This window comes from Aureimonas sp. D3, from assembly GCF_001463805.1.
In the GTDB taxonomy this organism is placed as follows: Bacteria; Pseudomonadota; Alphaproteobacteria; order Rhizobiales; family Rhizobiaceae; genus Aureimonas; species Aureimonas ureilytica_A.
Genome location: NZ_BBWM01000034.1, coordinates 127,417 through 154,003 on the forward strand (window position 1 = coordinate 127,417; position 26,587 = coordinate 154,003).

The 26,587-nt window shown below is 66.3% G+C and carries 25 protein-coding genes and 1 pseudogene; 4 read left to right on the forward strand and 22 right to left on the reverse strand.

Annotation, left to right across the window (positions count from 1 at the left end):
• Window positions 1-23: 23 nt before the first annotated feature.
• The 12 genes from AUL36_RS09885 to rplU form a co-directional block, all read right to left on the reverse strand.
• Window positions 24-1,394 (reverse strand): S41 family peptidase, encoded by a 1,371-nt coding sequence (locus AUL36_RS09885; protein ID WP_058599481.1) that lies wholly within the window; start codon window positions 1,392-1,394, stop codon window positions 24-26.
• Window positions 1,384-2,919: a murein hydrolase activator EnvC family protein gene (locus AUL36_RS09890; RefSeq protein WP_156418326.1), complete on the reverse strand. Its 1,536-nt coding sequence runs from the start codon at window positions 2,917-2,919 to the stop codon at window positions 1,384-1,386. Before AUL36_RS09890 ends, AUL36_RS09885 begins: the two co-directional genes overlap by 11 nt.
• Window positions 2,920-3,070: 151 nt before the next feature.
• The gene (gene rlmH, locus AUL36_RS09895; RefSeq protein ID WP_062220114.1) at window positions 3,071-3,553 is read right to left on the reverse strand and encodes a 23S rRNA (pseudouridine(1915)-N(3))-methyltransferase RlmH; all 483 of its coding nucleotides are present in this window, start codon (window positions 3,551-3,553) and stop codon (window positions 3,071-3,073) included.
• A 61-nt stretch (window positions 3,554-3,614) separates the two neighbouring features.
• A complete protein-coding gene (rsfS, locus tag AUL36_RS09900) occupies window positions 3,615-4,010 on the reverse strand; it encodes a ribosome silencing factor (protein ID WP_374700757.1) in 396 nt (131 codons plus the stop codon).
• A gap of 97 nt (window positions 4,011-4,107) precedes the next feature.
• The gene (locus AUL36_RS09905; protein ID WP_082655747.1) at window positions 4,108-4,746 is read right to left on the reverse strand and encodes a nicotinate-nucleotide adenylyltransferase; all 639 of its coding nucleotides are present in this window, start codon (window positions 4,744-4,746) and stop codon (window positions 4,108-4,110) included.
• The gene (locus tag AUL36_RS09910) at window positions 4,743-5,984 is read right to left on the reverse strand and encodes a glutamate-5-semialdehyde dehydrogenase (RefSeq protein WP_062220171.1); all 1,242 of its coding nucleotides are present in this window, start codon (window positions 5,982-5,984) and stop codon (window positions 4,743-4,745) included. The genes AUL36_RS09905 and AUL36_RS09910 overlap by 4 nt, the downstream gene beginning before the upstream one ends.
• 181 nt (window positions 5,985-6,165) lie before the next feature.
• Window positions 6,166-7,323 (reverse strand): glutamate 5-kinase, encoded by a 1,158-nt coding sequence (proB, locus tag AUL36_RS09915; RefSeq protein WP_062220116.1) that lies wholly within the window; start codon window positions 7,321-7,323, stop codon window positions 6,166-6,168.
• Window positions 7,320-8,390 carry a GTPase ObgE gene (obgE, locus tag AUL36_RS09920; RefSeq protein WP_062220118.1) on the reverse strand — a complete coding sequence of 357 codons (1,071 nt, stop codon included), beginning with the start codon at window positions 8,388-8,390 and terminating at the stop codon, window positions 7,320-7,322. Before obgE ends, proB begins: the two co-directional genes overlap by 4 nt.
• Window positions 8,391-8,497: 107 nt before the next feature.
• The gene (locus tag AUL36_RS09925; RefSeq protein ID WP_062220120.1) at window positions 8,498-9,103 is read right to left on the reverse strand and encodes a DUF3833 family protein; all 606 of its coding nucleotides are present in this window, start codon (window positions 9,101-9,103) and stop codon (window positions 8,498-8,500) included.
• A complete protein-coding gene (locus tag AUL36_RS09930; protein WP_058599488.1) occupies window positions 9,061-9,639 on the reverse strand; it encodes a GNAT family N-acetyltransferase in 579 nt (192 codons plus the stop codon). Before AUL36_RS09930 ends, AUL36_RS09925 begins: the two co-directional genes overlap by 43 nt.
• A 127-nt stretch (window positions 9,640-9,766) precedes the next feature.
• A complete protein-coding gene (gene rpmA / locus AUL36_RS09935; protein WP_058599489.1) occupies window positions 9,767-10,036 on the reverse strand; it encodes a 50S ribosomal protein L27 in 270 nt (89 codons plus the stop codon).
• A 149-nt stretch (window positions 10,037-10,185) separates the two neighbouring features.
• Window positions 10,186-10,497: a 50S ribosomal protein L21 gene (gene rplU, locus AUL36_RS09940; RefSeq protein WP_082655748.1), complete on the reverse strand. Its 312-nt coding sequence runs from the start codon at window positions 10,495-10,497 to the stop codon at window positions 10,186-10,188.
• 780 nt (window positions 10,498-11,277) lie between these two features.
• On the opposite strand from rplU, the gene AUL36_RS09945 reads away from it, so the two are divergent.
• A complete protein-coding gene (locus AUL36_RS09945; protein ID WP_062220122.1) occupies window positions 11,278-12,711 on the forward strand; it encodes a calcium-binding protein in 1,434 nt (477 codons plus the stop codon).
• A 219-nt stretch (window positions 12,712-12,930) separates the two neighbouring features.
• On the opposite strand, the gene lepA is transcribed toward AUL36_RS09945, so the two are convergent.
• The 6 genes from lepA to AUL36_RS09975 all read right to left on the reverse strand — a co-directional run bounded on the left by lepA (window position 12,931) and on the right by AUL36_RS09975 (window position 19,907).
• Entirely contained in the window at window positions 12,931-14,745 is a 1,815-nt protein-coding gene (gene lepA, locus AUL36_RS09950; protein WP_062220124.1) for a translation elongation factor 4, read from the reverse strand.
• Between the two features lie 20 nt (window positions 14,746-14,765).
• Window positions 14,766-15,899 (reverse strand): GGDEF domain-containing protein, encoded by a 1,134-nt coding sequence (locus tag AUL36_RS09955; protein ID WP_062220126.1) that lies wholly within the window; start codon window positions 15,897-15,899, stop codon window positions 14,766-14,768.
• 112 nt (window positions 15,900-16,011) lie between these two features.
• On the reverse strand, window positions 16,012-17,199 hold the full coding sequence (locus AUL36_RS09960) for a YeeE/YedE family protein (protein ID WP_062220128.1): 1,188 nt from the start codon (window positions 17,197-17,199) through the stop codon (window positions 16,012-16,014).
• A 326-nt stretch (window positions 17,200-17,525) separates the two neighbouring features.
• Entirely contained in the window at window positions 17,526-18,314 is a 789-nt protein-coding gene (locus tag AUL36_RS09965) for a pseudouridine synthase (protein ID WP_062220130.1), read from the reverse strand.
• A 78-nt stretch (window positions 18,315-18,392) separates the two neighbouring features.
• Complete coding sequence (locus AUL36_RS09970; protein WP_062220132.1) at window positions 18,393-19,355, reverse strand: CHAD domain-containing protein; 963 nt, start codon at window positions 19,353-19,355, stop codon at window positions 18,393-18,395.
• 84 nt (window positions 19,356-19,439) lie between these two features.
• A complete protein-coding gene (locus tag AUL36_RS09975) occupies window positions 19,440-19,907 on the reverse strand; it encodes a CYTH domain-containing protein (protein WP_062220134.1) in 468 nt (155 codons plus the stop codon).
• Window positions 19,908-20,018: 111 nt separating this feature from the next.
• Between AUL36_RS09975 and AUL36_RS09980 the strand changes: the two genes are divergently transcribed.
• The 3 genes from AUL36_RS09980 (at window position 20,019) to AUL36_RS09990 (ending at window position 23,023) form a co-directional block, all read left to right on the forward strand.
• Window positions 20,019-21,296 carry a glycerate kinase type-2 family protein gene (locus AUL36_RS09980; protein WP_244497093.1) on the forward strand — a complete coding sequence of 426 codons (1,278 nt, stop codon included), beginning with the start codon at window positions 20,019-20,021 and terminating at the stop codon, window positions 21,294-21,296.
• Window positions 21,297-21,459: 163 nt separating this feature from the next.
• Window positions 21,460-21,957, forward strand: a complete 498-nt coding sequence (locus tag AUL36_RS09985) for a YciE/YciF ferroxidase family protein (RefSeq protein ID WP_058635792.1) — start codon at window positions 21,460-21,462, stop codon at window positions 21,955-21,957.
• A 184-nt stretch (window positions 21,958-22,141) separates the two neighbouring features.
• Window positions 22,142-23,023 carry a manganese catalase family protein gene (locus AUL36_RS09990; RefSeq protein ID WP_062220136.1) on the forward strand — a complete coding sequence of 294 codons (882 nt, stop codon included), beginning with the start codon at window positions 22,142-22,144 and terminating at the stop codon, window positions 23,021-23,023.
• Between the two features lie 61 nt (window positions 23,024-23,084).
• Here AUL36_RS09990 and AUL36_RS09995 read toward each other — a convergent pair whose 3' ends face one another.
• The 4 genes and pseudogenes from AUL36_RS09995 to AUL36_RS24595 all read right to left on the reverse strand — a co-directional run.
• Window positions 23,085-23,549 carry an HPr kinase/phosphorylase gene (locus AUL36_RS09995; protein WP_062220138.1) on the reverse strand — a complete coding sequence of 155 codons (465 nt, stop codon included), beginning with the start codon at window positions 23,547-23,549 and terminating at the stop codon, window positions 23,085-23,087.
• Window positions 23,549-25,345: a sensor histidine kinase gene (locus AUL36_RS10000; protein WP_058599502.1), complete on the reverse strand. Its 1,797-nt coding sequence runs from the start codon at window positions 25,343-25,345 to the stop codon at window positions 23,549-23,551. The genes AUL36_RS09995 and AUL36_RS10000 overlap by 1 nt, the downstream gene beginning before the upstream one ends.
• Before the next feature lie 23 nt (window positions 25,346-25,368).
• Window positions 25,369-26,085, reverse strand: coding sequence for a response regulator transcription factor (locus AUL36_RS10005; RefSeq protein WP_058635795.1), 717 nt, complete (start codon window positions 26,083-26,085; stop codon window positions 25,369-25,371).
• Window positions 26,086-26,458: 373 nt separating this feature from the next.
• A pseudogene (locus AUL36_RS24595) lies at window positions 26,459-26,587 on the reverse strand (IS630 family transposase); the annotation flags it as partial.

The window sequence follows — 26,587 nt, forward strand, 5'->3', positions numbered from 1 at the left end:
TTCGATCGCTGTTGGAGCTTGGCTCAGTTCGCGACGGCGGCCGCGTTCTGCTTCGGCACGGCGGCCGAATCCTGCTTGGGCGGGAAGGCCGGGTCCGTCTTGGAGCCGCGCAGGAGTTCCAGTGCGGTCTGAAGCTGGATGTCGTCCTTGGCGTCCGGCGGAACGTAATCGAGCGAGCCGGAGCCTTCCTTGTCCTCTTCCTTGCCCTGGATATGGCCGCGCAGCGACGACTCGCCCATCTTCAGGTCTTCGTCCGCGCCAAGGCCCATCTGCGCCTTGATTTCCTCAGGCAGGGGCTGTTCCACCACGATGTCCGGGCGGATGCCGCGACCCTGAATGGAGGAGCCCGACGGCGTGTAGTAGAGCGCGGTCGTCAGACGCAGCGCGCCGTTGGCACCCAGCGGAATGATGGTCTGAACCGAGCCCTTGCCGAAGGACCGCGTGCCGAGCACCGTGGCGCGGCGCTGATCCTGCAAGGCGCCTGCGACGATTTCCGAGGCCGAGGCCGAGCCGCCGTTGACCAGCACGATCAGCGGCTTGCCGTCGATGTCGTCGCCCGGACGGGCGTTATAGCGGCGCGTTTCCTCGGCGTTGCGGCCGCGCGTCGAGACGATCTCGCCGCTGTTGAGGAAGGCGTCGGACACGCTGACGGCTTCGTCCAGAAGGCCGCCCGGATTACGACGGAGGTCCAGCACATAGCCCTTGAGCTTGTCGGCCGGGATCTTGGCCTTGATGTCCTTGATCGATTCTTCGAGGCCGGTCGTGGTCTGCTCGTTGAAACGCAGGAGCTTGATATAGCCGACATCGTTCTCGACCGTGTGGCGCACGGAGGGAACCTTGATTTCGGCGCGCTCCAGCGTCAGGCGCACGGGCTGGGCCGCGCCTTCGCGAACGATGGTGAGTTCGACCTTGGTGCCGATCTCGCCCTTCATCTTCTCGACGGCCTGCGCGAGGTTGAGGCCGCGCACCTGCTCGCCGTTGATCTCGGCGATCAGATCGCCCGCCAGGACGCCCGCCTTGTCGGCCGGGGTGCCTTCGAAGGGCGAGATGACCTTGACCAGCTCGTTCTCCATCGTGACCTCGATGCCGAGGCCGCCGAACTCGCCGCGCGTTTCCGTGCGCATGTCCGCCGCTTCCTTGGCGTTCATGTAGCTGGAATGGGGGTCGAGCGAGGTGAGCATGCCGTTGATGGCGGTCTCGATCAGCTTCTGATCGTCCGGCACATCGACATATTGCGCGCGCACGCGCTCGAACACATCACCGAAGATCGCCAGCTGACGATAGGTGTCCGAACCCGCCGCATTGGCGACGCCGCTGTGCGGGCCGACGAACGCGGTCATGGCGGTGGCACCCAGAAGCGCTCCCGCGAAGAGAATGGAGAGCTTACGTATCATTCCTCGTCCTTCCAGATGATCCATCCGTCCACCAGGGATTCGGATCGACCGGTTTCCCGTCCTTGCGAAATTCCACGTAGAGCGAGGGTTCGGCACTCGACATGTCCGTTTTCGCGGCGCTCGCCACCCGCATCGCGCCCATGGTAGCCAGCGGCTCGCCCGCAAGCACGGACTGTCCGACCGCCACGTCGATACGGCCCATGCCGGCCAGAACGATATGATAGCCGTCGCCCGCGTCGAGGATCAAGAGCTGGCCATAGGAACGGAATGGAGCCGAGTAAAGAACCGTGGCATCGGCAGGAGCGGTCACCACGTCGCCGACACGCGCCGCGAAAGTGTCGCCCAAAGCCAGACGCCCGGTTCCATCATCCTGCCCGAACCGACCCGTTTCCCGGCCCGCGACCGGTTTGACGAGGCGCGATTTCATTGTCGAAAATGCGGCAGTGGGCGCAAGCCGCGTCATTTTGCGCCTGAGCTCGGCGATGTCGTAGGCTTTGCGGGCCGGGGCGGTGGGGCTCGCGTCTTCGCTGGGGGGCGGCTGCCCGGAAGCCTTGGCCTTGTCCTCGGCTTGGCGGCGCGCTTCTTCCGCCGCGCGGCGCGCGAGTTCGGCGGCAAGCCGCTCGCGCTCTTCCACCTCTTTGGCGCGCTGCGTTTCCTGCTCCAGCGAGGCGACGAGTTCCTGCAGGCTGGTGGCCTGCGCGCCCAGTTCGGCGGCGCGGCGCGTTTCCTCGCCGATCCGGCCCCGGCCTTCGGCTTCGAGCTTCTGCTTCTCGTCCATCAGACGAGACAGACGCTCTTCCTCTTCGCGGCTCTTGGCGAGCGCATCGGCAAAGCGTGTCTTTTCGTCGGAGAGCTGCGCGCGAACGGCCACCAGCCGCTCCAGATCCGTCTTCAGCGCCTCGGTCTGCGCGCGGATCTCGGGCACGACGGCCCCCAGGAGAATGGCGCTGCGCACCGAGCCCAAGGCATCGTCGGGGCGCACGAGAAGGGCGGGCGGCGGCTTGCGGCCCATGCGCTGGAGCGCGGCCAGAACCTCGGCCAGAACGCCCCGCCGCTCGCGCAGCGACAGCTTGATGCGGCCTTCCTCCTGGCCCAGACCCGCGATGCGGTCCTCGCTCTTGGTCAACTCGCCCGACAGCCGCTTTTGCTCGGCGGCCGACTCGATCAGGGCGGACCGAATGCGGTCGCGATCGGCCTTGATGGCGGCGACCTCGCGGTCGATCCGCTGGGCGGCTTCCTTGGACAGCGAGATTTCCGCGCTGATGCGTTTGAGATCGGCTTCGGTGCGCGCTCGCTCGGCGGCGAGCGCTTCGGCGCGCGAGCGGTTCGGGCTGGCTTCCGTCGTCGCCGCGATTTCGCCGTCGGCGGCACGCGACAGGACGATCGAGCCGACGGGCGCGGGGTCGAGGTCTCGGTCGTCCCTCGATAGGGCGGGCTGGGCAGACGCGAGCGACAGGAGCGCGACCAGAGCCAAGCCGGAGGCCCGCTCGCGGACAAAGCGATGCGCGCTCCCTCTCGGTCTCATCTGGTCGCGCTTCGAATGTTCGCGCTTCAAACGCAATCCGCCTTTGGCATCCCCATGCGAGTGTTGAACGCTAGACGGGGAAGCTTAACATTTCATCAACCATGCGGGTGCGCCAGCATCCCTTTGCGATCCAGCCGAGAATGCCCATCGCTTACGAGCGATGATAGGGGTGGCCCGCCAGGATGGTCGCCGCGCGGTAAAGCTGCTCGGCCAAGAGAATGCGCACGATCTGATGCGGGAAGGTCAGGCGACCGAAGGCGAGCACCCGCAGGGCGCTCTTGCGCATCTCGTCCGACAGCCCGTCCGGGCCGCCGATCACCAGCGCGAGATCGCGCAACCCTTCGTCGCGGATCGTGGCGAGATCGGCGGCAAAGTCTTCCGACGACGGTGTCTTGCCGGTCTCGTCCAGAACGATGAAGCGGCAGCCCTCGGGCAGCGCGGCTTGCAGGCGCGACGCTTCGTCGCGCTTCCGCTCCATGACGGTTGAGAAGCGGGATTCGGGCAGCTCCACGACGCCCGCGAAGTCGAGCCCCAGCGGCGGCCCGGCCTTGCGCAGGCGGTCGAGATAGCGTGCCGCTAGTTCCTGCTCTGGTCCGGCCTTCATCTTGCCGATGGCGGCCAGCGTCAGGCGCATGGATCAGGCTTCACGGCCGGGCGGCAAGGCCACCCGGCAACGCATGGGAAGCGGCGTCGGCTCAATGCAGCTTCGACTCGCTGCCTTCGGCCACGCTCCACATCTTCTCGATATTGTAGAAGCTGCGCACTTCGGGGCGGAAGATATGGACGATGATGTCGCCCGTATCGATCAGAACCCAATCGCCGTTCTCGATACCTTCGACCTTGGCCTGGCCGAAGCCGCCTTCCTTCAGATCGCGCAGGAGATGGTCTGCGACGGCGGAAACGTGGCGGTGCGAGCGGCCGGAGGCGATGACCATATGGTCGGCCAGCGCGGAGCGGCCCGCAAGGTTGATCGCAACCACGTCTTCGGCCTTGGAATCGTCAAGGCTCGCGGTCACGACGTCGAGGACGGACCGGGCCGTGGACGTGTCGGCGGCGGTGACGTCGGAAGGAGCGGCAAGACCGTCCTTCAGTTCAGCGGCAGAAGTCAGCGAATTTCTCCTTCGAGGGTCGCGATCGGGGGTGAAACCCCACGGATCGCATTAAAAATGGCAAGGAATGCTGTCTCTTTCAAGACGAAGCACTTGCCCGCAGAAGCGTGGACGAAAGCCGGGAGCGGGGTCCGTGCAGGAACACCCAGGCCGGCGGCGGTTTGAAGGCGAGGCGCTGGGCTTCCCCTTCGGGCAGTCGATAACGCGATAGCGCCCGCCCCGCGCGGGACGAAAGCGGGGCCAGCGTCGAGCCCGGCCGATCCACCACCGCGATCGGCATGGCGCTCGCGATGGCGCGCCAGTCCTGCCAGCGGTGGAAGCCGGCCAGACTGTCCGCGCCCATGACCCAGACGAAGCGCGCGCCCGTACAGCGACGCTTCACGAGACGAACCGTATCGGCGCTGTAGCGGATCTGGTGCGCCGCCTCGAAGGCGGTGACCACGATGCGCGGGTCCTCCGCCAAAGCGCGGGACTGTTCGATGCGCTCCGCGAGGGGGCGCAGATTGCGATGGTCCTTCAGCGGATTGCCGGGCGAGACCATCCACCAGATGCGGTCGAGTTCGAGCCGTCGCAGCGCCGTTTCGGCGACAAGAAGATGGCCCTCATGCGCAGGATTGAACGAACCGCCGAAGAGCCCGATGCGAAGGCCCGGCACGACGGGGGGGATGGACAGCTCGGCCTTGGTCAGCCCCTCCGTTCCGAACCGGGGGGAACTCACGGACGAATCTGGCCCGAGCCGGAAACGCGATAGTTGAAGGTCGTCAGCTGCTCGACCCCGACCGGGCCGCGCGCGTGCATCTTGCCCGTTGCGATGCCGATTTCGCCGCCGAAGCCGAACTCGCCGCCATCGGCGAACTGGGTCGAGGCATTGTGCAGGAGAATGGCCGAATCCACCGAGCGGAAGAACCGCTCCACGGCCTCGGCGTCCTCGCTCACGATCGCTTCCGTGTGGTGCGAGGAGTAGCGCGCGATATGCTCGATCGCCCCGTCCACGCCATCGACCAGCGCGACGGAAATGATCGCGTCGAGATATTCGGTGCGGAAATCCTCGTCGCTGGCCGGCAGCGCCTTCGGGTCGAGCCGGCGCACATCCTCAGTGCCCCGCACCTCGCAGCCGGCCTCGCGCAGCGCGTCGAGGATCGGCACGAGATGGGTTGTCGCGACCGCCTCGTCCACCAGCAGTGTCTCGGCCGCGCCGCAGATGCCGGTGCGCCGCATCTTGGCGTTGACGGCGATGCCCCGCGCCATGGCAAGGTCCGCCGCGCGGTCGATATAGAGATGGCAGAGCCCTTCGAGATGGGCGAAGACCGGCACGCGCGCTTCCGATTGCACGCGCTCTACCAGCGAGCGCCCGCCGCGCGGCACGATCACGTCGATCGCCCCGTTCAGACCCTTCAGCATTTCGCCCACCGCCGCGCGATCCGTCACCGGCACGAGCTGGATCGCGTCCGCCGGCAGACCCGCCTGTTCGAGCCCGGCCTGAAGCGCGCGGTGGATCGCCCCCGAGGACGCCGCCGAATCCGAGCCGCCACGCAGGATCACGGCATTGCCGGCCTTGAGGCACAGCGCGCCGGCATCCGCCGTCACATTGGGGCGGCTTTCATAGATGACGCCGATCGTGCCGATGGGCGTGCGCACGCGCCGGATCAGTAGCCCGTTCGGCCGCGTCCACTCCGACACGATGGAGCCGACCGGATCGGAGAGGGCGGCGATCTCGCGAAGGCTGCCGGCGATGGCACGGATGCGCCCTTCGTCCAGCCGCAGCCGATCGCGGAACGAGGCGGCCATGCCGGCCTCTTCGGCTTTGGCGAGATCGGTCGCGTTGGCCTCGATGATCTCAGGGGTCGCGCGCTCCACGACGTCCGCCATGGCGAGGAGGGCGGCGCTCTTTTGCTCGGCCGGGGCCAGCGCCAGAACCCGCGCGGCGCCGCGCGCCCGCGCACCCATGTCCTGCATCAGCGCGGCGACATCGGTCTCAGAACCGGGGACAGAACCCTTCGGGTCGGCCGACCGGGTCTTGTTCCCGCCGGACATCGTTGCCGGTGCTCGTCCATGCGCTGCATGGCCTGCGCCCGGCGTCTCGCCGGCAGAAACAATCCCTCGATCGCCCTTCGCCGAATGGTTCTGTCCCCGGTTCTTATCCAGCATGGTCGCTTCCCTCCACGGTTTCGTCCTGGCCCGTGCGGCCCATCACGAGGTCGTCGCGGTGGATCATCGCCGTGCGGGAAATCTCGCCCAGCCGCTCTTCGACCTCGGACGAGCGCAGGCCGGCGATCAGCCGCGCATCGCCCGAATCATAGGCCACCAGCCCGCGCGCGACTTCCGCCCCGGCTTCGTCGAGCACCAGGATCGTATCGCCGCGCCGGAACTCGCCGTCCACCCGCTTGACGCCCGCCGGCAGGAGGCTCTTGCCGGCCTGGAGCGCGCGCACCGCGCCCGCATCCACTGTCAGGCGGCCGGTCGCGTTGAGATGGCCGGCGATCCACCGCTTGCGCGAGCGCACCGGGTCGGTGCCGGCGCGAAAGAGCGTCTGACGCTCGCCCCGGCGGATCGCGTCGAGCGGGTTCTCGCGATTGCCAAGCGTGATGATCATGGCCGTGCCGGCATGGGTCGCGATCTTGCCGGCGTCGATCTTGGTCTTCATGCCGCCGCGCGAGAAGATGGAGGCGGCGCCCCCCGCCATCGCCTCGATCTGCGGCGTGATGCTCTCCACCACGGAAATGTGCCGGGCGTTCGGATCCTGAGCCGGGGGCGCGGTGTAGAGCCCGTCGATGTCGGACAGAAGAATCAAAAGGTCGGCCGACATCATGGTCGCGACGCGCGCGGCGAGGCGGTCATTGTCGCCATAGCGAATTTCGGCGGTCGCCACCGTGTCGTTCTCGTTGATCACGGGAACCGCGCCGAACTGAAGCAGCGTGCCGATCGTGGCCCGCGCGTTCAAGTAGGGCCGGCGCTCCTCGGTGTCGCGCAGCGTCAGCAGGATCTGGCCGGCTTCCAGCGCATGGCGGCCAAGCGCTTCGCTATAGGCGCGCGCCAGGGCGATCTGCCCGACGGCGGCGGCCGCCTGCGCTTCTTCGAGCTTCAAGGCGCCGGGCGGCAGCTTCATGATGGCGCGGCCAAGCGCGATCGCGCCCGACGACACCAGCAGCACCTCGCGCCCTTCGCGGGCGAGCGCCGCCACGTCGTCGGTCAGCGAGCGCAGCCAGTCGAGCTTCAGCCCCCGCTCGCGATCCACCAGAAGGGCCGAGCCGATCTTGACGACGATGCGGCCGTAACCTTGCAGCGCGTCGCTCATCCCCGCCAGTCCTCGTCGGACAGGGTGGCGCCGAAGCGGCGGCGGTCGTCCTTGGCCTGATCCTCCGCCGCCTTGCCGTCGAAATCGGCGATCTCGCGGCGCAGGCGACGCAACGCCTCGGGCATTCCGTGGCGCGTCACGGCCGAAAGCACGATGGGCTTGACGCCGGCCACGGCTTCCAGCTGCTCCAGCTTATCGCGGCGCGTTTCGTCGTCCACCGTGTCCACCTGGCTGAGCGCGACGATCTCCGGCTTCTCGATCAGCCCGGGGTCGTAAAGCTCCAGCTCGCGGCGGACGGTCTCGTAGGCCTTGGCAACATCCTCTTCCACGGCCGACACCAGATGGAGAAGGACGCGCGTGCGCTCGACATGGCCCAGGAACCGGTCGCCGATGCCCACGCCCTCATGCGCGCCCTCGATCAGGCCGGGAATGTCGGCGATCACGAATTCATGCCCATCGACGGTCGCGACACCCAGATTGGGATAGAGCGTCGTGAACGGATAATCGGCGATCTTCGGCCGCGCGGCGGTGCAACTGGCGAGGAAGGTGGACTTGCCGGCATTGGGCAGGCCGACCAAGCCGGCATCGGCGATCAGCTTCAGCTGGAACCAGAGCGTCAACTCTTCGCCTTCAAGGCCGGGATTGGCGCGATAGGGCGCCTGATTGACCGAGGACTTGAACTGCCAATTGCCGAAGCCGCCATTGCCGCCGGCGGCGATGCGCACCTTCTGACCGATCTCGGTGAGGTCGGCCAGCAGCGACTCCTCGTCCTCGGCATAGACCTGCGTGCCGACAGGCACCTTCAAGGTCACGTCGTCGCCCTTGGCGCCCGTGCGGTTGCGGCCCATGCCGTGCATTCCGGTCTTGGCCCGGAAATGCTGCTGGTAGCGATAGTCGATCAGCGTGTTGAGGCCCGACACGGCCTCGATGAAGACATCGCCGCCGCGTCCGCCATCGCCGCCATCCGGCCCGCCGAACTCGATGAACTTCTCGCGGCGGAAGGACACGGCGCCGGCACCGCCGTCGCCCGAGCGCACATAGACTTTGACTCGGTCCAGAAATTTCATCGCTTCGTCTTTCGGGTCCTGCTGCCGGCCATCGGCCGGATCGAATAGGGTCGAACGGGGTCGTCCGCTCGATGGGTCTCGTTGGCCCGCCGTCAGCGGGAGTGATCCTATGGACGCCGCTCTCTGGCAAGATGGCGCGCGAGATCGCCTTGCGTCTTGGCGAAGGTGACGTCGGAATGCGCCAGCGGCAAGCCGAGAAGACGCACCGTCACGTCATTGCTCAGCGTTCCGTCGCCGTTCGGTCGGATCTCGTGCCGAAACCGCAGTGTCAGCGAACCGCCGCCCGGCGCGAAGCCTGTGTAGCGAAGCACGATATGGGCATCATCGCGCTCGCCCTCCACCGGCACGGGCGCATGGAGCGCGCCGTCCGAGCCTTCCGTTTCCACCGTGCCCTGGATCAGAGGCCCGTCGAACCGCAGCACCCAGCGTTGCAGCCGCTCGCCATCGGGAAAGCGAAACCGCTCGTCGAGACGAAGCGTCTGACCCGACGTCTGCCCGGTAAAGCGCGCCGTGAAGGCTTCGCGCGAAACGAGGAGCGTGCGCACCTCGCCGGCGCTGACGCTTTGACCGGCAAAGAAGCTCGCCAGATCGAACAGATTGTCCGCGCGGGCTGGCCCTACGAAACCCATGGCCGCGATAAGGGCCAGCGTTGGCAGGCTTCTTGCCAAGGTCAGCACCAGCCGCGCCCGCCCCAGGCCTTCAGGGATTCCCATGTCCGCCGGTCCATCGCATAGGTTTCGCTGGCGACGCGCCCCGCCACCAGCGAGGTGGACAAGCCCGTGCCGCGATAGCCGAAGCCGCATTTCTGGATCACCCGGCGCGAGGCCCCGTTGATCACGCGGCAGCGCACCTCCACCGTCGTCAGCTCCAAAGCGCGAAAGGCATAGTCGATCATGGCCTGCGCGGCCTCGGTCGCATAGCCCTTGCCCCAGAAGGAACGGCCGATCCAATAGCCGAGTTCGGCCGTGTTCTCGCGCTCCGTCGCCTGCAGGCTGCAGAGTCCCAGAAACTCGCCCTCGTCTCGCGTGGTGATCGCAAAGATCAGCTCGCCGTCCACCGAAGCCAGGAAGCTCTCGGCATGGCCGAGGCTGTAGGGATGGGGAATGCGCGAGGTCATCTCCGCGATCTGCCGGTCGTTGGCATGGCGCGCGATGGCGGGCGCGTCGGCCATGCGCGCCAGGCGCAGGACGAGCCGCAGCGTCTCGAGTCGACTTTCGTCTTCCTCGGGTGGAATCTCCGATGACATCATGGGACCGGCCCTTCGGGTGGAAACGGAAAACGGGGAGATGGCACCCCATCTCCCCGTTTCGCATCCTGTCCCGTCGGAGCGGGTCAGAGGCCGGGTCGTTGGGACGCCGGCGCTCTGAAGCAACCGGTCACTCGGCGGCTTCTGCTTTCGGCATGACGGACACGTAGGTTCGGCCCTGGGCCTTCGCCTGGAAAACGACGGTGCCATTGCTGGTGGCGAAGAGCGTGTGGTCGCGGCCGATGCCGACATTGGTGCCCGGATGCCAGCGCGTGCCGCGCTGACGCACGAGAATGTTGCCCGAAACGACGTTCTCGCCGCCGAACTTCTTCACGCCAAGGCGCTTGGACTCGGAATCGCGACCGTTGCGGGAAGAACCGCCAGCCTTTTTGTGTGCCATGGGAAGTCTCCTGAATTCGTCTGCCGCGACGGGGGACCGCTGGAAGCGATCACGCAACGCGCCGCGTTGGGTTCACATCTTGTCGTTCGGAGCCGCCGGCGCAAGCCCTCAAAGGGCCGCAGCGGCAGCGCCGGGGATCGAGCCTCGACTTACGAGGCCGCGCCGGTGAGGATCTCGGAGATGCGCACCAGGGTCAGATCCTGACGGTGGCCGCGCGTGCGCTTGGAGTTCTGGCGACGGCGCTTCTTGAAGGAGATGACCTTCGGGCCGCGCGTCTGCTCGACGATCTCAGCGGTCACGCTGGCGCCGGCCACGAAGGGCGCGCCGATCGTGGTGTCGATCATCAGAACTTCGGTGAAGGAGATGGTGTCGCCGGCATTGCCCGGCAGACGCTCGATCTCGAATTCGTCGTTGGCGGCAACGCGGTACTGCTTGCCACCGGTCTTGATCACTGCAAACATGGTCAACCTTTCGGTCCGGCTCTCGGCGCTTCGAAGCGCCCGACCGTCTTCTTTTGGTTCTTGGGATGCCCCCGGGCGCGATAGGGGCGCACCTTGAGACGCGTGTGCCTTAACCGTCCTGCGGCTCTGCGTCAAGGTTACGCATCGCTTCGAGGCGCGGTCTGTCTGTCGCAGCGTGCGGCGGCGGCGAGAATCATCGGGCAGGACCGATTGCGTCGCAAAAAACGCGAACACCCTTGCAAGAAAGCTCTTGGTGCCCGCTTCGAAGATGCCGCACCACCTGAGAACCACATCCAACTGGGTTCGCATGGCGTTTTACGCCATCTCCCATGTGCTCAAGATGCGGCCGAACGGGGTACTTCCCTCAAAAGAGTGGCGCTTTCGCCCCAGCTCCCGCGACTCTTCAATAATTCAAGGCGACGGTTCGCACTATTGATTGGGGGATGCCTTGACTTTGCGGCAGGGAAGTACAAAAAATCCCACCTAACAGAGAGTTAATGTTTCTCGATGAATTGTCCGCTTCGCGAAGGGGAACGCGGATACAGGGCTGAGAAGGTTGGGGCGGAGGCGAAGGATTGGTTCTTTTCCATCAGGAGAAGAAAGGTCTCGTCTTCCGTTACGGTAGGTCAGTTGGTCCGGCACACGTTCGTTCATGTGCGGGACGGTCGATAGATCACGTAAGTTGAGCTGATCGCCTCGTCGGCTCGGAACGCATTGCGCTGCCGCAAACGCAAGGTTTGTGCGCCAATACATCTATAAGATAGACATATAAGGACATCCATGGCGACCGTGAATACGATCACCGGCACTGCGGCCGGCGAAATCCTCAATGGAACAGCAGTGGCGGACCTGATCCAGGGTCTCGAGGGCGACGACACCATTTCCGGTTTCGGCGGCGAGAACCTGCTTTACGGCGGCGCCGGTGCCGACTCCATCACCGGTGGCAACGACAATGATCTGCTCAACGGGGGCATCGGCATCGATCTGCTCTTCGGCGGCGGCGGCAACGATACGATCTACGGCGGCGCCGGCGACGACAAGATCTACGGCGGCGCGGGCGACGACATGCTCTATGGCGGCGCGGACAACGATCTGATCTACGGCGATGCCGGCAATGACATGCTGAACGGCGGCGAAGGCCAGGACACGCTCTACGGCGGCGACGGCAACGACACCGTGTTCGGTGGTCTCGGCAATGACGAGCTGCATGGCGGCCTGGGCGACGACAAGATCTACGGCGATGCCGGCAACGACACGCTTTATGGCGACGCGGGCAACGACGTGCTCGTGGGCGGCGACGGCGACGACAACCTTCAGGGCGGCCTCGGCAACGACATGCTGCAAGGCGATGCCGGCAATGACGTGCTCTTCGGCGGCTCGGGCAACGACACGGTGATCGGCGGGATCGGCAACGACACGCTGAACGGCGGTGCCGGCGACGACCTGCTTTCGGGCGGCGACGGCAACGACCAGCTCTACGGCAACGGCGACAACGACATCCTCTCGGGCGGCGCCGGAAACGACACGCTCGACGGCGGCGACGGCAACGACACGCTGTATGGCGATGCGGGCAATGACCGTTTGGTCGGCGGCGCCGGCAACGACGTGCTTCATGGCGGCATCGGCGATGACTTCCTCCAGGGCGATGCGGGCAACGACGTGCTGATCGGCGATGCCGGCAACGACACGATGCTGGGCGGCGCGGGCGACGACAAGCTGCAGGGCGGCGACGGCGACGACGTTCTCAATGGCGGCGAAGGCAACGACCAGCTCTTCGGCGACGCCGGCAACGATACGGTCAGCGGCGGCATCGGCGACGACCGGATCGAGGGCTATACGGGCGACGACAAGCTCTATGGCGATGCCGGCAACGACACGATCAGCGGCGGTCAGGGCAATGACAGCCTCTTCGGCGGTGATGGCAACGACCTCCTGAAGGGTGGCGCGGGCGACGATCTCCTGGTCGGCGGCGCGGGCAGCGACACGTTCGAATTCTCGGCCGGCTTCGGCAACGACCGCATCTCGGACTTCAACGCGAGCGAAGACACGATTGTCTTCCGCGCGGGCACCTTCGCGGACGCGGCCGATGTTCTGGCCAATGCCGAGCAGGTCGGCACTTCGGTGGTCATCACGCTCGACGCCAACGACACGCTGACGCTCACCGGCGTCAGCCTGTCCGATCTGTCGGCGTCGGACTTCACCTTCGTCGCCTGATACGAGACACGTGGGAAAACACTGAAAAGGCCGGGTGCGCGAGCGCCCGGCCTTTTCGTTTGAGCGCCCGGACGAGGCGGGGGCCGAGCGCCCCGTGTCGCCTTCGCGGGCCGAAGCGCTGGAGGGCGGACGCGATCTCTGTGCCGGGCGCCCCACGAAAAACGCCGCCTCCCTTGCGGGACGGCGGCGTTCTGAAGCCCAGTCGCGAAAGACCGGCGGTCAGCTGTCCATCTTCAGGGCGGCGATGAAGGCCTCTTGTGGAATGTCCACCTTGCCGAACTGGCGCATGCGCTTCTTGCCCTCTTTCTGCTTGTCGAGGAGCTTGCGCTTGCGCGAGGCGTCGCCGCCATAGCACTTGGCCGTCACGTCCTTGCGGAGCGCCGAGATGGTTTCGCGCGCGATCACCTTGCCGCCGATCGCCGCCTGAATCGGAATCTTGAACAGGTGGTTCGGGATCAGCTCCTTCAGCTTCTCGCACATGGCGCGGCCGCGCTTCTCGGCCTGCGTGCGGTGCACCAGCATCGAGAGCGCGTCCACCGGCTCGGCATTGACGAGCACCGAGAGCTTCACGAGATCGCCCTCGCGATAGTCCGCGAGCTGGTAATCGAAGGACGCATAGCCCTTGGAAATCGACTTCAGGCGGTCGTAGAAGTCGAAGACCACCTCGTTCAGCGGCAGCTCGTAGGTCACCATGGCGCGCTTGCCGACATAGGACAGATCGACCTGAATGCCGCGCCGCTCCTGGCATAGCGTCAGGATATTGCCGAGATAGTCGTCCGGCGTCAGGATCGTCGCCTTGATCCAGGGCTCGAAGATCGATTCGATCTGCATCGTATCGGGCATGTCGGCCGGGTTGTGCAGCGGGATCGTCGTGCCGTTGGTGAGCTTCAGGTCGTAAACGACCGAGGGCGCCGTCGCGATGAGGTCGAGGTCGAACTCACGGCTCAGACGCTCCTGGATGATCTCCAGGTGCAGCAGGCCGAGGAAGCCGCAGCGGAAGCCGAAGCCGAGCGCGGCCGAGCTTTCCATCTCGAACGAGAAGCTCGCGTCGTTGAGGCGCAGCTTGCCCATGGCGGCGCGCAGGTCGTCGAACGCGGCGGCGTCGGTCGGGAACAGGCCGCAGAAGACCACGGGCTGGGCGGGCTGGAAGCCCGGCAGCATCTCGGCCGTCTGGCGCTTGTCCTCGGTGATCGTATCGCCGACGCGCGTATCGGCGACTTCCTTGATGGAGGCGGTGATGAAGCCGAGCTCGCCGGGGCCGAGCGAGTCCATGTTGACCATCTTGGGCGTGAAGACGCCGACCCGGTCCACCGGGTACTTGGCGTCCGTGCCCATCATGCGGATGACCTGGCCCTTCTTCAGCTCGCCGTCGATGATGCGCACGAGGACGACGACGCCCAGATAGGCGTCGTACCAGGAGTCCACCAGCATCGCTTTCAGCGGCGCGGATCGGTCGCCGGTCTTGGGGGCGGGTAGGCGCGTGACGATGGCTTCGAGCACGTCCTCGATGCCGATACCGGATTTCGCCGAGATCAGGACGGCCTCGGAGGAGTCGATGCCGATGACCTCCTCGATCTGCTCCTTCACCTTGTCGGGCTCGGCCGCCGGCAGGTCGATCTTGTTGAGGACCGGCACGATCTCGAGATTGTTGTCGAGCGCCAGATAGACATTGGCGAGCGTCTGCGCCTCGACGCCTTGCGCGGCGTCCACCACCAGCAGCGCGCCCTCGCAGGCGGAGAGTGAGCGCGAGACCTCGTAGGCGAAATCGACGTGTCCCGGCGTGTCGATGAGGTTCAGGACATAGGTATGCCCATCCTTGGCGGGATAGGTCAGGCGCACGGTCTGCGCCTTGATGGTGATCCCGCGTTCCTTCTCGATGTCCATATTATCGAGAACCTGCTCCTTGCCGGCCATCTCGCGCGCGTCGAGACCGCCCGTCAGCTGGATCAGCCGATCGGCAAGGGTGGATTTGCCATGGTCGATATGGGCGACGATGGAGAAGTTGCGGATGCGGGAAAGAGGCGTCTGGCTCATGACGCCCGCATATATTGAATTTAAGCCGAAACCGGAAATGAAATCGCGTGGGCCGACATCACACGGTTTCGGCCGGCCTGTTTGACCCTGTAAAGCGCGCGGTCGGCGGCCTCCATGCTGTCGCAGAAGCTGGTGCCGGGGGAGACGTCCGCCAGGCCGATCGAGACGGTGGCCGGGATGAGGCCGCCGCGCCAGGGCGTCGGCGTTTCGGCAAAGAGCCGGCGCAGGTCTTCGGCGCGCTGGTCCGGGCTGCGGCCGCCTCGCTCACCCGCCAGCACCAGCACGAACTCCTCGCCGCCCGTGCGGGCCAAGAGGTCGCCCGGACCCAACTGGCGCCGGGCGAGCGCTGCGAAACGCTGCAGCACCTCGTCGCCGGCGGCATGGCCGAAGCGATCGTTGATCAGCTTGAAATGGTCGAGATCGACGGCCAGCACCGTGCGCCCGGCAAGGCGGCCGCCGCGCGCGAGCTGATATTCGAGCCCGGTGCGGTTCAGAGCGCCGGTCAAACCGTCCTGAAGCGCCTGCGCCTCCAGCGCCCGGCGTGAGCGCTTCAAAGTCACCGAAAAGAGCGAGACGACGAGGATGCTGCAGATCACCTGATCGGACAGAAGCAGGAACGTGGCGTTGTCGAAACGACCGGCCACCGAATCGATCGCGGAGATCGCATAGACCGGGACATAGGCGAAGAGCGCGAGCCCGCAGGTGCGACGGGGCAGGGAGCGGCGATCTTCGCCGCGTCGCAGCGTATAGAGCGATGCCCCGCCGGCCATCAGCGTCAAAGCCAGAAACCCGAAGGCCGCGGCCAGATTGGCCGGCAGCGTCTCGATGACCAGAAGATGGGCCGGGAAGCTTATCAGAGGCAGCCACAAAAGGGGCGGCTTGAACGGTCGGCGGCCATCGAAGCTGCGCATCCCCATCCAAAGACATTGAATGGCCACGACAACGCCCAGGATCAGCAGGCTGACGACGCCTGGATAAGCGCGCGGTGCATAGGCGAACCCGGCGACGCAGATCGCGTTCACGAGAAGGCTGGCGGCCCAGAACAGGAAATGCCGTTCGCTTCGTTGAACGCTCCATGCGCCCAGGAACATGAGCCCATAGGTGGCGCTCAAAAGGGCATTGCAGACATGGAGCGTCGTGCTGTCGAGGGACACGGTGAGATACCGCCTGGGTTGAAAAACGATCTGCGGCACGCAATGGCTGCAACTGCAGATATTAAGCCCAGTACGGATTAATGGCCGGTCAACGATTCCTGAGGTGCCTATCTCAGCGGAAGAAGAGGGGGCGCAGCCGAACGCCCGCGACATTGCCGGCAAAGGCGGCGACCAGCCAGAGCCAACCATGGAGACTTCCAGACGAAATTCCGGAAAAATAGGCTCCGATATTGCAGCCATAGGCAATGCGCGCACCATAGCCGAGCAAAAGGCCGCCGATCACCGCCGCGACCAAAGATCGCAAGGGAATTCGCAGGCTCGGTGCGAATCGCCCGGCCAGTCCTGCCGCCAGCATCGCCCCGGCGATGATGCCGAAATTCATCACCGAGGTGACGTCGGTGAACACGCTGCTCGAGAGTGCCTGCGCATTGGCCGGCGTCTGCCAATAGCTCCAGGAGGTCGGATCGAAGCCGAGAGCGGCGGCACCCTTGGCGCCCCAGAGCGCGAAGGCGGAGGTGATACCCCAGGGGCGGCCGGCGAGCGCGAGGGTGACGAAGTTCAGGAGGGCCAGAGCGATGGCGCCCGCCACCACCGGCCAGGGGCCGCGCGCGAAACGGGCGAACCCTTGCGTGGGCGAGGGAGCCTCGCGCTCCAGCGCGCCATGGCGGCGTCGCTCGACCCAAACGGTGATCGCGGCAATGGCGGCGAACAGTGCCAGCGACAGGGCGATGCCGCCGGCCGCACCGAAGCTTTGCACCAGCGAAACGGGCGGGAGCGCGGGCAGCGACAGCCACCAGTCGAAATGGACGGTGCCGAGCACCGAGCCGATGACGAAGAACAGAAGCGTCACCAACATGCGCGCATTGCCGCCGCCCGCCGTAAAGAGCGTGCCGGAGGCGCAGCCGCCCCCCATCTGCATCCCAATGCCGAAGATGAAGGCGCCGAACACGACGCCGGTGGAGAGTGGCGCGAGCGAGCCCTTCACCGGCATGCCGAACAGCGCGCCGGAGGCGAGAACCGGAAAGAACAGGAGAACGGCGAGCGCCAGCATCACCATCTGCGCGCGCAGCCCCCGGCCGCGTCCTTCCGCGATGAAGACGCGCCAGGCGGAGGTGAAGCCGAAGGAGGCATGGTAGAGAACAAGGCCGAGAGCGCCGCCCAGAAGAAACAGCGCGCCCTGTCTCGGACTGACGGCAGCCCCGATCGCCCCCGTGCCGAGAAGGAGCGCAAGAGCCGCCAGAAGTGCCGGAGGCTGGATTTTCGGTGCGGGCAGGGCGGGAGCGGAGAGTGCGCGGCTCATGCCGGGCCTCCTTTGGGATAGGGGACGGATCGTTATTCGTAAGCTAAGCTTCCGGTTTCGACCCGGCAAAGAACGCCGTTCCAACATTCGATTGCAAATGGGTCGCGGTGATCGTCCATCAGAGTGACGGCGAAATCCTGTTCCGCAGGATGCGGGCGAGTGCATTCGCCCGCATCGATGCCGCTGGGTATAGCTCCGAGCGGCACGCTGGGGGCGGGGCTTGGCACGAGCGCTTCGACACGAGGACCATGGCGGGCCGGGCGGTAAAGGCTGGAGGTCGGGCCACCATCCTGGAGCCAATCCCGGAAGGCCGCGCGCCGATGCCCTCAATCCCTGCGGATGGCGAGGCGGCGGATTTCATCTGCGGAGAGTTCCCGCGTTTGGCCCTTGGCGAGGTCGCCGAGTTCGAGACCGCCGATCGCCACGCGCACGAGGCGCAGCGTTTCCAGCCCGAAGGCGGCGAGAAGCCGGCGAATATGGCGGTTGCGCCCTTCGCCGAGCACGATCTCCAGCCAGGCCGTCTTGTCGCCCTGCCGCAGGAGGCGAACCGAGAGCGTGCCGAGCCATTCGCCGCGATCTTCCACGCCGCCCGCGATGCGCGTGAGAAGCGCCTCGTCGGGCAGGCCGTCCACCTGCACGTGATAGGTCTTGGGCGCGTGCTGGCCGGGGTCGAGAAGCGCCTGCGCGAAGGTCGTGTCGTTGGTGAAGAGAAGCAGCCCCTCGCTCGCCTTGTCGAGCCGGCCGACCGGCGAGATGTGGGGCAGGTCCAGCCCTTCGAGGCAGCGAAACACCGTGTCGCGGCCTTCCGGGTCGTCCCGCGTCGTCACGAGCCCGCGCGGCTTGTTGAGCATCAGCACGACGTGTCGCTCCGCCAGAACGGGGTGCCCGTCCACGGTCAGCCTCATCGTGGCGGCGTCGGTGCGGTGTTCGGGGTCGCGGATGACGCGCCCGTCCACGCAGACGCGCCCCTCGCGCACCAGCGCCTCGCCCTGGCTGCGCGAGCAATAGCCGAGCTTGGATAGAACCCGCGCCAGCCCGTGTCCGACCTTCGCCGCCGGTTTGGGCGGACGAGAGGGGCTGGGCGAGGCGGCCTGGGGCGAGCGAGGGCGCTTCATGAAAGGCTGCGAATCAGCGACATGAGGCTTCGTAGCGCGGCGAGGCCCACCGTGCCAGTTCTTGCCACCTGTCCGTTTTTACACCTCCGCGCGGCGGCGCTCGGCTTCGGGCGGTTCGGGAGGCGCGGCGCCGTTCGGCTCGTCGGCGCTCAGGGCCAGAAGCGACTGGATGCGCTTGGCGAAGGCCTTGGGGCTTTCCGCCAGAAGACGCTCGCAGCGGCGGATGGCGCTGGCGCGCAGCTCGCTCTGATGCCGGTCGAGAAGCGCCAGAACCACGTCGAGATCGGCCCGCGCACCGAAGCTTTCGGGCTCGGCGGCCATTTCCGCGCGGAGCACCGCATAATCGTGATCGCGGCCCAGTTCCTCGGCGGCCTGTTCGGCCTCCTCGCGCAAGGGGGCCAGAGCCTCGGGCCAGGCCGGCTCCAGAAGCTTGAAATGCATGGAGAGATATTTGACCCGCTTGCGCAGATCGTGAAACGCCTCCGACTCGCCGGTCGAGAGCGCCGTGTCCAGATCGGCGACGGCGCGCGCGTAATTGGCCCGAAGCCCCCGGCGCAGAATGGCGTCCTGCCGCTTGGCCGGCAGCCGGAACGCCTCGGCCGCGCCCTTGGCCTCTTCCAGTGCCGAGAGCGTCTGCGACAGGTGATCGGTCCCGTCGCCCAAAGCCTCCTGCGCGGCTTCGCGCTTCAGCTCCAGCGCGGTGCGCACCACGGCGAAGGACTGCGTTTCCACCTCGTCGTGGAAGCGCTCCTGCAAGCCGTCCAGCGCCTCGATCAGCGCCGTGCGGTCGCGCACGCCCGAGAGATGGCGCGCGGCGTCGCGGTAGCGGACATTCTCGTTTCGCGCGAAAGCCGGCGCGCCCGTGCGCACCAGCCGCAACAAGCCGCGCAGCTTCTTGAGGCGCTTGCGCGCCTCGTGAATGCCCTCGTGCCGATCGCCTTCCCGGTCGGTCAGGTCGCGGATCGCCTTCTCGATCTGCTCGCCCGCGATGCGGCGCAGATTGGCGTCGAGAAGGTGGCGGGGATTGAAGCGATAGGCCATCGGGGTCTGCTCGTGCCCTTTTGTCGGTTGAGGTGGCGTCGGGGGAAGCGCGCGAGGGTGAAACAGGTTGCAAGGCGGGCCGCGTCAGCGGGGCGGCGGCCGCCCGACCATGGCGAGCGCGGCGTTGGTGTAGCGGCCGTCCTCCGTCACCTCCTCGCCCAGCCAGTCCGGCAGATCGACGGCGTGATCTTCCGCCGGCAGTTCGATCTCGGCCAGGACGAGCGGGGCGAGATCGTCGGAGAAACAGTCCACTTCCACCACCAGCGCGCCCAGCGGCACGCGAAAGCGGCGCTTGGCGATGAGCGAGCCGACGCGCACGGCCTCAAGCTCCCGCGCATCGGCCAGCGGGATCTCGTATTCATATTCGCCGCGCGTCATGCCCACGCCGCTCTTGATCGTCAGAAGGGCTTTTGCCTCGCCCTTGATGCGCGCGCGAACCGTTAGCCCCTCGCGAATCGCCAGATAGAACTGGCGGATGTCGGTTCCCTCGTCGGCCGCAGCGCGCCATCCGTCGCCGCTCAAGAGAAACTTGCGTTCGATCTCGGTTCCCATGGTGGGAGGATGGCGTATCCGCTGGGGAAGGGAAGAGGCTCGTGAGCGATTTCATGCCTCTTTGACGCAGGCTCCGGCCTGTTATGAAGGGCGGGAACAGGGGAGGTTGTGATGCCAGAAGGCATGTTCGACGGGACGCGAGACGGAGCCAAGAGCTTTTTGACAGACATGTTCGGCGCGGCGGTGCGGAGCGCCGATCCGCGCAGTGTTCTCGAAGGTTTCCTACCTGAAAAGCCGAAGGGGCGCTGCGTCGTGGTGGGCGCTGGCAAGGCGGCGGCCCTGATGGCGGCGGCTTTGGAGGACGCCTGGCCCGATGTCCCGCTCGAAGGCACGGTCGTCACGCGCTACGGCCACAGCGTGCCGACCCGGCGGATCGAGGTGCTGGAAGCGGCCCATCCCGTGCCGGACGCGGCGAGCGAGCAGGCGGCGCGGCGCATCCTCGCGCGCCTCCACGGGTTGACGCCGGACGATCTCGTTCTAGCGCTGATCTCGGGCGGGGGCTCGGCGCTGCTCGCCCTGCCGGCGGACGGGCTGACGCTCGCGGATAAGATGATCGTGAACCGCCTGCTTCTCGCCTCGGGCGCGGGCATCAACGACATGAACCGCGTGCGCCGTCGCCTGTCGGCGATCAAGGGCGGGCGGCTGGCGCTGGCGGCGCGGCCGGCGCGCCTCGTGACGCTCGCGATCTCCGACGTGCCGGGCGACGATCCGCGCGCCATCGCCTCGGGGCCGACCGTGTTCGACCCGGAAGCGGCCGACGATCTCAGCGACCTCGCCCGGCGTCTTGGCCCCGATCTGCCCGAGGCCGCGCGCCGGCTTCTAACGAGTCCACAGCCGGCATCGGAACCCTTCGAAGCCGACTATCGCCTGATCGCGACCCCGCAGATGGCGCTGGAAGCGGCCGCCTCGCACGCGCGCAAAGCCGGCGTCACGCCGCTTCTTCTGGGCGATGCGCTGGAGGGCGAAGCGCGCGAGGCCGGCATCCTCATGGCCTGCATCGCGCGCTCGGTCCGCCGCCACGGTCACCCCGCGCCCGCCCCGCTCCTTCTCTTGTCGGGTGGTGAGACGACGGTGACGATCGGTGCCGGCAAACCCGGCCGGGGCGGGCGCAACACGGAGTTTCTCCTGTCGCTCGCCGTGGCGCTGAAGGGGGAAGCCGGTATCTACGCCTTGGCCGGCGACACGGACGGGATCGACGGCACGGAGGACGCGGCAGGGGCCTTCGTCGCGCCCGACACGCTGGCGCGGGCTCACGGCATAGGGCTCGACCCGGCCGCGTTTCTTGCCGGCCATGACAGCTACACGCTGTTCGACCGGCTGGGCGATCTCCTGCGCACCGGCCCGACGCTGACCAATGTCAACGACATCCGAGCGATCCTGATCGCGTAAGGCCGGCGCCCCACGGACGGCGGCATGGTCAGCCGGCTGTGCTTAGGGCGCTACCGTCATTTCCGGGAACGGCCCGGCGGCGCGGCGATTGCTGGTGCGATCGTAACAGACGGGGCGGCACGGCTGCGCGGCCCGTTTCGACCGGAAAAGGACGTGACCCAAGATGGCCAAGCCCAAGACCCTCGAAGACGCTTTCTACGAGACCCTGAAGGACGTGTACTACGCCGAGAAGCAGTCGGTGCGCGCGCTCAAGAAGTCCGCCAAGTCGGCGCAGGCCGAGGAGCTGCGCGAGGCCTTCGAGGCCCATGCCGAGGAAAGCCAGGGGCAGGTGGAGCGCTTGCAGCAGGTCTTCGAGATGATCGGCCGCAGCGCGCGCGCCAAGACCTGCGAGGCCATGCAGGGCCTGACCTCCGAGATGGAGGAGGATCTGGAGGATTTCGGCCAGACCGACGCCGCCGATCAGGTGCTGATCGGCTGTGCGCAAGCGATCGAGCATTACGAGATCGCGCGGTACGGCCTGCTCAAGACCTGGGCGACCAAGCTCGGCTATGACGACGCCGCCAAGCTCCTGGACGAGACGCTCCAGGAGGAAAAGGCGACCGACGAGAAGCTGACGGCCATTGCCGACCAACTCGACTACGCCCGCCCGGAAGCCGCCTGATCCATCACGCTGCGTTCGAAAGACAGCCCGTCCGTTCTGCGAGAACGGGCGAGTTTTTTGTCGAGCTAACAATAGTTTGGCAACGTTTCGCGTCTCTTGAAAAGTATTGTTCTGAACCGGAACGGCGCGCTCCAGAATTTCTTCCTCTCTTGGAGATTTCATCCAAATCGAAGAGGGCGAGAGCATGTTCTATACCGACGGAAAACTTCAGTTTCCGGTTCGAGTCGAACGGCCCAATCCGCTGTTCGCCAAGGCTCTGCAACAGGCGATCGGCGGCGTCGAAGGCGAGATTCGCGTCGCCATGCAATATATGTTTCAGGCCTTCGGAGCGCGCGGGCCGGCCAAATATCGCGACATGCTGCTGAACACGGCGACCGAAGAACTCGGCCATATCGAGATGCTGGCGACGGCCGTCGCGCTCAATCTCGAAAAGGCCCCGCTGTCGATACAGGAGGACATCTCGGCCGATACGGCGGCCGGCGCCGTCCTGAACGGCATGGACATGCGCCATGTCCTCTCGGCCGGTCTCGCGGCCATGCCGGTGGACGCCAATGGCGTGCCTTTCGACATGTCGCATATCTACGCTTCGGGCAATCTGGCGGCCGACATGTATTCCAATGTCTGCGCGGAATCGACGGGCCGGGCGCTCGCGGTGCGGCTCTACAACATGACCGACGATCCCGGCATGAAGGAGATGCTGGCCTTCATGATCGCGCGCGACACGATGCACCAGCAGCAATGGCTGGCCGCGCTGGAAGACATGGGCGGAGACGAAATGAACCTGCCGATCCCCAATTCCTTCCCGCAGGAGAAGGAAAACCAGACATACTCCTATGCCTATTTCGGCCACATGGTGGACGGCTCCATCCCGGAAGGCCGCTGGACGGCCGGCCCGTCGATGGACGGCAAGGGCGAGTTCACCGCCATGCGCTCCGAGCCCATGGGCGGCAAGCCGTCGCTCGCCCCCGCGCGGCCCGATGGCGGCGCGCAGGTGGCCCAGACCTCGAAATCCGGCACGACGGGCGTGCTCGGCAGCATCGAAGGCGCGATCGAGCGCAACATCTGATCTGGAGGGAACGATAGCGCCCGGCGGATCGGGACCGCCGGCCAAGGGGTGGGCCGAGGGATCAAACCTTCGGCTCGCCCTTTTCGCGTTGGAGGGAGGCCGCAAGAACGGTCAGCACCACGTCCGCGCCGAAGGCCGGATCGCGCTCGGGCAGATGGATGCGGCGCACGGAAAGGCCGGCGATCGGCACGAAGGAGGGCTCGGGCAGGCGCTCCAGCGCCTCGCGACCAGAGAGGTCCACCACGAGCGCCACGCGCGCTTCGCCCGCGAAGGGCTGCTGGAGGATGCCGACGCCCCGGATTTCGATGAGGCCGGCGATGGCGGGCGGGGCGTGGCCGAACACATCCTCCCCGCGCGCTTCCACGAAGACCTGATCGTCCGCGACGAGCCTTGCATGGTGGCCGGCGGCCTCCGCCCGACGCAGGAGCGATATGGCGAGCGAGGACTTGCCGCCGCCCGATGCGCCCCGGATCAGGATGCCGGCGCCGTCGATCACCACCAGCGTGGCGTGGAGATGGGCCGGCATCAGTCTTCGGCCGGAAGCGACACGGTGAAGCGCGCGCCCGCGAGCGTGCCGTCTGGACGCGTCAGGTTCTCGGCCGAAATCTCGCCGCCATGCGCTTCGACGATCTGGCGCGAGATGGACAGGCCGAGGCCCGAATTCTGGCCGAAGGATTCCGCGCCCGGTCGGTCCGTGTAGAAGCGCTCGAAAATGCGGTCGATCTTCTCGGCCTGGATGCCCGGCCCATTGTCCTCGACCGTGGTGATAATGCGCCGGTTCTGGCGGCGCAGCCGAATGGTGATCTCACCGCCCGTTTCCGGCACGAAGGAGCGGGCATTGTCGATCAGATTGGTGAAGACCTGGCTGAGGCGCAGATCGTGCCCGGCGGTCTTGTAGCTCTTGCCCGGCGGCAGGGCCGCCACGTGATACTCGATCCGCGTGTCGCGCCCGGCCTTCAGATGCGCGCGCGCGCCGTCCACCACCGAGCCGATCAGCGGTGAGAGATCGACGCGCCCGGCGACTTCGCGCGCGAGTTCCGCGTCGAGCCGCGAAGCGTCGGCAATATCGGTGATGAGCCGGTCGAGGCGCTTCACATCGTGCTGGATCACGGCGAGCAGTCGCTCACGCGAATTCTCGTTGCGCGCCAGCGGCAGCGTCTCGACGGCCGAGCGCAGCGAGGTCAGCGGGTTCTTCAACTCGTGGCTGACATCGGCCGCGAAGCTCTCGATCGCGTCCATGCGGGCATAGAGCGCGTTGGTCATGTCGCGGATGGCGGAGGCGAGATGGCCGACCTCGTCGGCGCGGTCGCCGAAATCGGGAATCTCCTCGCGCGCGTTGACGCCCCGGCGCACGCGGATCGCGGCGGCCGACAAGCGGCGCAGCGGCGTCGCGATGGTGGAGGCAAGAAGGATCGACAGGACCACGGTGACGAGGGCTGCGACCGCGAAGGTGCGCACGATCGCCATGCGCTCGGCCTGCACGATCTTGTCGATGTCGCCGCCCTGCGTGGACAGGAGCAGAACGCCGAGCACGGCGCGGAACCGCTGGATCGGCACGGCGACGGAGACGATCAACTCGCCATTCTCGGTGGAGCGCACGACCGTCGAGGGACCGCCCGTCAGGGCGCTCATGACCTCGGGATAGGTCGCGCCGGAGCCGCCCGGCGTTTCCTTGTAGATCGGCAGGTCGCCATGGCCGAACAGGCGGGCGGTGCGCGAGCCCAGCCATTCGAAAAAGTCCTCGTCCTCCTTCTCGACCGGCGGCAGGCTGTAGCGCAGGATCTGGCCGCGCGAGTAGAGATGGCGCGAGTCGAGAATGAGATTGGCGTCCCGGTCGTAGAGCCGGGCGCGGGTGCGCGTCGGCGAGATCAGGCGGCGCAGAAGCGGGGCCACGCGCTCCGGGTTGATCGGAAAATCAAGAGATTCCGACAGGTCGGGGTTGGGCTGAAGCGTCGAGCCCGCCTGCATTTCCAGAAGCCGCTCCGGGTCGAGCGTGATGGAATTGGTATCCACCGTGGCCGAGGAGGCGATGGCCCCGGCGATGATTTCGCCCTGCGTCAGCAGGCTTTCCACGCGCGCGTCGATCAGCCCGGCGCGGAATTGGTTGAGATAGAGAATGCCCGAAACGAGGACGATCAGCGCGACCAGATTGAGAAAGACGATGCGCCGCGTCAGCGACGAGAAGATGGAATGGCCAAGCAGCCAGCGCAGCCGGATCAGGCTGCGGCGCACGAAGGGCACGCGCCGCCAGCGCGGGCGCGACGAGGCGACCCGCCGCGCGGGCGGGCTCTCGTCCTGGGTGTCTGTCGTGCTGTCGGCCAAGAAGGCTCCCGCTACACTGTCGCTCAGGCTTCGCGGAAGCGATAGCCGACGCCGTAGAGCGTTTCGATCATGTCGAAATCGTCGTCGATGGCTTTGAACTTCTTGCGCAGACGCTTGATGTGGCTGTCGATCGTGCGATCGTCGACATAGACCTGCTCGTCATAGGCCGCGTCCATCAGCGCGTCGCGGCTTTTCACGACGCCCGGCCGCTGCGCCAGCGAATGCAGGATCAGGAATTCGGTGACGGTCAGCGTCACCGGCTGGCCCATCCAGGTGCAGGTGTGGCGCTCCTGATCCATCACGAGCTGGCCGCGCTCCAGCGAGGATTCGGGCGAGGGGCCGGTCTTGCCCGCGGCGCCGGGGGCGGATGCGTCGCGCGGCTGGCCCCGCCGCAGAATGGCGCGCACCCGCTCCACCAGAAGGCGCTGCGAGAAAGGCTTTCGAATATAATCGTCGGCACCCATCTTGAGGCCGAACAACTCGTCGATCTCCTCGTCCTTCGAAGTGAGGAAGATCACCGGCAGATCCGACTTCTGGCGCAGGCGGCGCAGAAGCTCCATGCCGTCCATGCGCGGCATCTTGATGTCGAAGATCGCCAGATGCGGGGGATGCGCCGAGAGGCCCTCCAGCGCCGACGCGCCGTCGGTGTAGGTCTCGACCCGGTAGCCCTCGTTCTCGAGCGCGATCGAGACCGACGTCAGGATGTTCCGGTCGTCATCCACCAGCGCAATCGTCGGCATGAAATCTCAACTCCATGATCTGCGTTCGACGGGAGGCGCACCACCCGAGCTCTTCGGTCGTGCCCTGTCGCTTCGCCGCTTTTCGGGGAGGGCGCAAGCCTCCCGTCGTCAGCGCAAAGGGCCGGGCGATTCGGTTCTCCTCATGCCCATGCCTGTCAAATGTGGCGTTCGTGACACTTTTTCAAACCATCGACAGCGCGAAGAGGATTTCGCGTCCCCCCGACCGCTCTGCCGAAGGCTGCGAGATGTAACTTTTCGGAAGATTTTTTACTTGGAAGTTGTATCTTTGAGGAGTGTAAAATACTGTTTGTTTTGCGACAAATTCTTAGCGTTTGAGGATCTATCTTTATGATCTGATACCAACGGGCACTGATCAGAACCGATGTGCCCAGTCTCGCATGCCGATGGAGATGATTTTCCAGGGCTGATTGACGAGCTTGTTCCAGGCCTCGCAGCAATGGGCGACGATATCGTCGTAGTCGATGAAGACGCGGTTGGAGAG

Bases quoted from the DNA above. Each gene is read 5' to 3' on its own strand.
- AUL36_RS09885 (WP_058599481.1), bottom strand. From the start codon at position 1,394: ATGATACGTAAGCTCTCCATTCTCTTCGCGGGAGCGCTTCTGGGTGCC.
- AUL36_RS09890 (WP_156418326.1), bottom strand. From the start codon at position 2,919: ATGAGACCGAGAGGGAGCGCGCATCGCTTTGTCCGCGAGCGGGCCTCC.
- rlmH (WP_062220114.1), bottom strand. From the start codon at position 3,553: ATGCGCCTGACGCTGGCCGCCATCGGCAAGATGAAGGCCGGACCAGAG.
- AUL36_RS09910 (WP_062220171.1), bottom strand. From the start codon at position 5,984: ATGCAGGACATGGGTGCGCGGGCGCGCGGCGCCGCGCGGGTTCTGGCG.
- proB (WP_062220116.1), bottom strand. From the start codon at position 7,323: ATGAGCGACGCGCTGCAAGGTTACGGCCGCATCGTCGTCAAGATCGGC.
- obgE (WP_062220118.1), bottom strand. From the start codon at position 8,390: ATGAAATTTCTGGACCGAGTCAAAGTCTATGTGCGCTCGGGCGACGGC.
- AUL36_RS09925 (WP_062220120.1), bottom strand. From the start codon at position 9,103: ATGGGAATCCCTGAAGGCCTGGGGCGGGCGCGGCTGGTGCTGACCTTG.
- AUL36_RS09930 (WP_058599488.1), bottom strand. From the start codon at position 9,639: ATGATGTCATCGGAGATTCCACCCGAGGAAGACGAAAGTCGACTCGAG.
- rpmA (WP_058599489.1), bottom strand. From the start codon at position 10,036: ATGGCACACAAAAAGGCTGGCGGTTCTTCCCGCAACGGTCGCGATTCC.
- rplU (WP_082655748.1), bottom strand. From the start codon at position 10,497: ATGTTTGCAGTGATCAAGACCGGTGGCAAGCAGTACCGCGTTGCCGCC.
- AUL36_RS09945 (WP_062220122.1), top strand. From the start codon at position 11,278: ATGGCGACCGTGAATACGATCACCGGCACTGCGGCCGGCGAAATCCTC.
- lepA (WP_062220124.1), bottom strand. From the start codon at position 14,745: ATGAGCCAGACGCCTCTTTCCCGCATCCGCAACTTCTCCATCGTCGCC.
- AUL36_RS09960 (WP_062220128.1), bottom strand. From the start codon at position 17,199: ATGAGCCGCGCACTCTCCGCTCCCGCCCTGCCCGCACCGAAAATCCAG.
- AUL36_RS09965 (WP_062220130.1), bottom strand. From the start codon at position 18,314: ATGAAGCGCCCTCGCTCGCCCCAGGCCGCCTCGCCCAGCCCCTCTCGT.
- AUL36_RS09970 (WP_062220132.1), bottom strand. From the start codon at position 19,355: ATGGCCTATCGCTTCAATCCCCGCCACCTTCTCGACGCCAATCTGCGC.
- AUL36_RS09975 (WP_062220134.1), bottom strand. From the start codon at position 19,907: ATGGGAACCGAGATCGAACGCAAGTTTCTCTTGAGCGGCGACGGATGG.
- AUL36_RS09980 (WP_244497093.1), top strand. From the start codon at position 20,019: ATGCCAGAAGGCATGTTCGACGGGACGCGAGACGGAGCCAAGAGCTTT.
- AUL36_RS09985 (WP_058635792.1), top strand. From the start codon at position 21,460: ATGGCCAAGCCCAAGACCCTCGAAGACGCTTTCTACGAGACCCTGAAG.
- AUL36_RS09990 (WP_062220136.1), top strand. From the start codon at position 22,142: ATGTTCTATACCGACGGAAAACTTCAGTTTCCGGTTCGAGTCGAACGG.
- AUL36_RS09995 (WP_062220138.1), bottom strand. From the start codon at position 23,549: ATGCCGGCCCATCTCCACGCCACGCTGGTGGTGATCGACGGCGCCGGC.
- AUL36_RS10005 (WP_058635795.1), bottom strand. From the start codon at position 26,085: ATGCCGACGATTGCGCTGGTGGATGACGACCGGAACATCCTGACGTCG.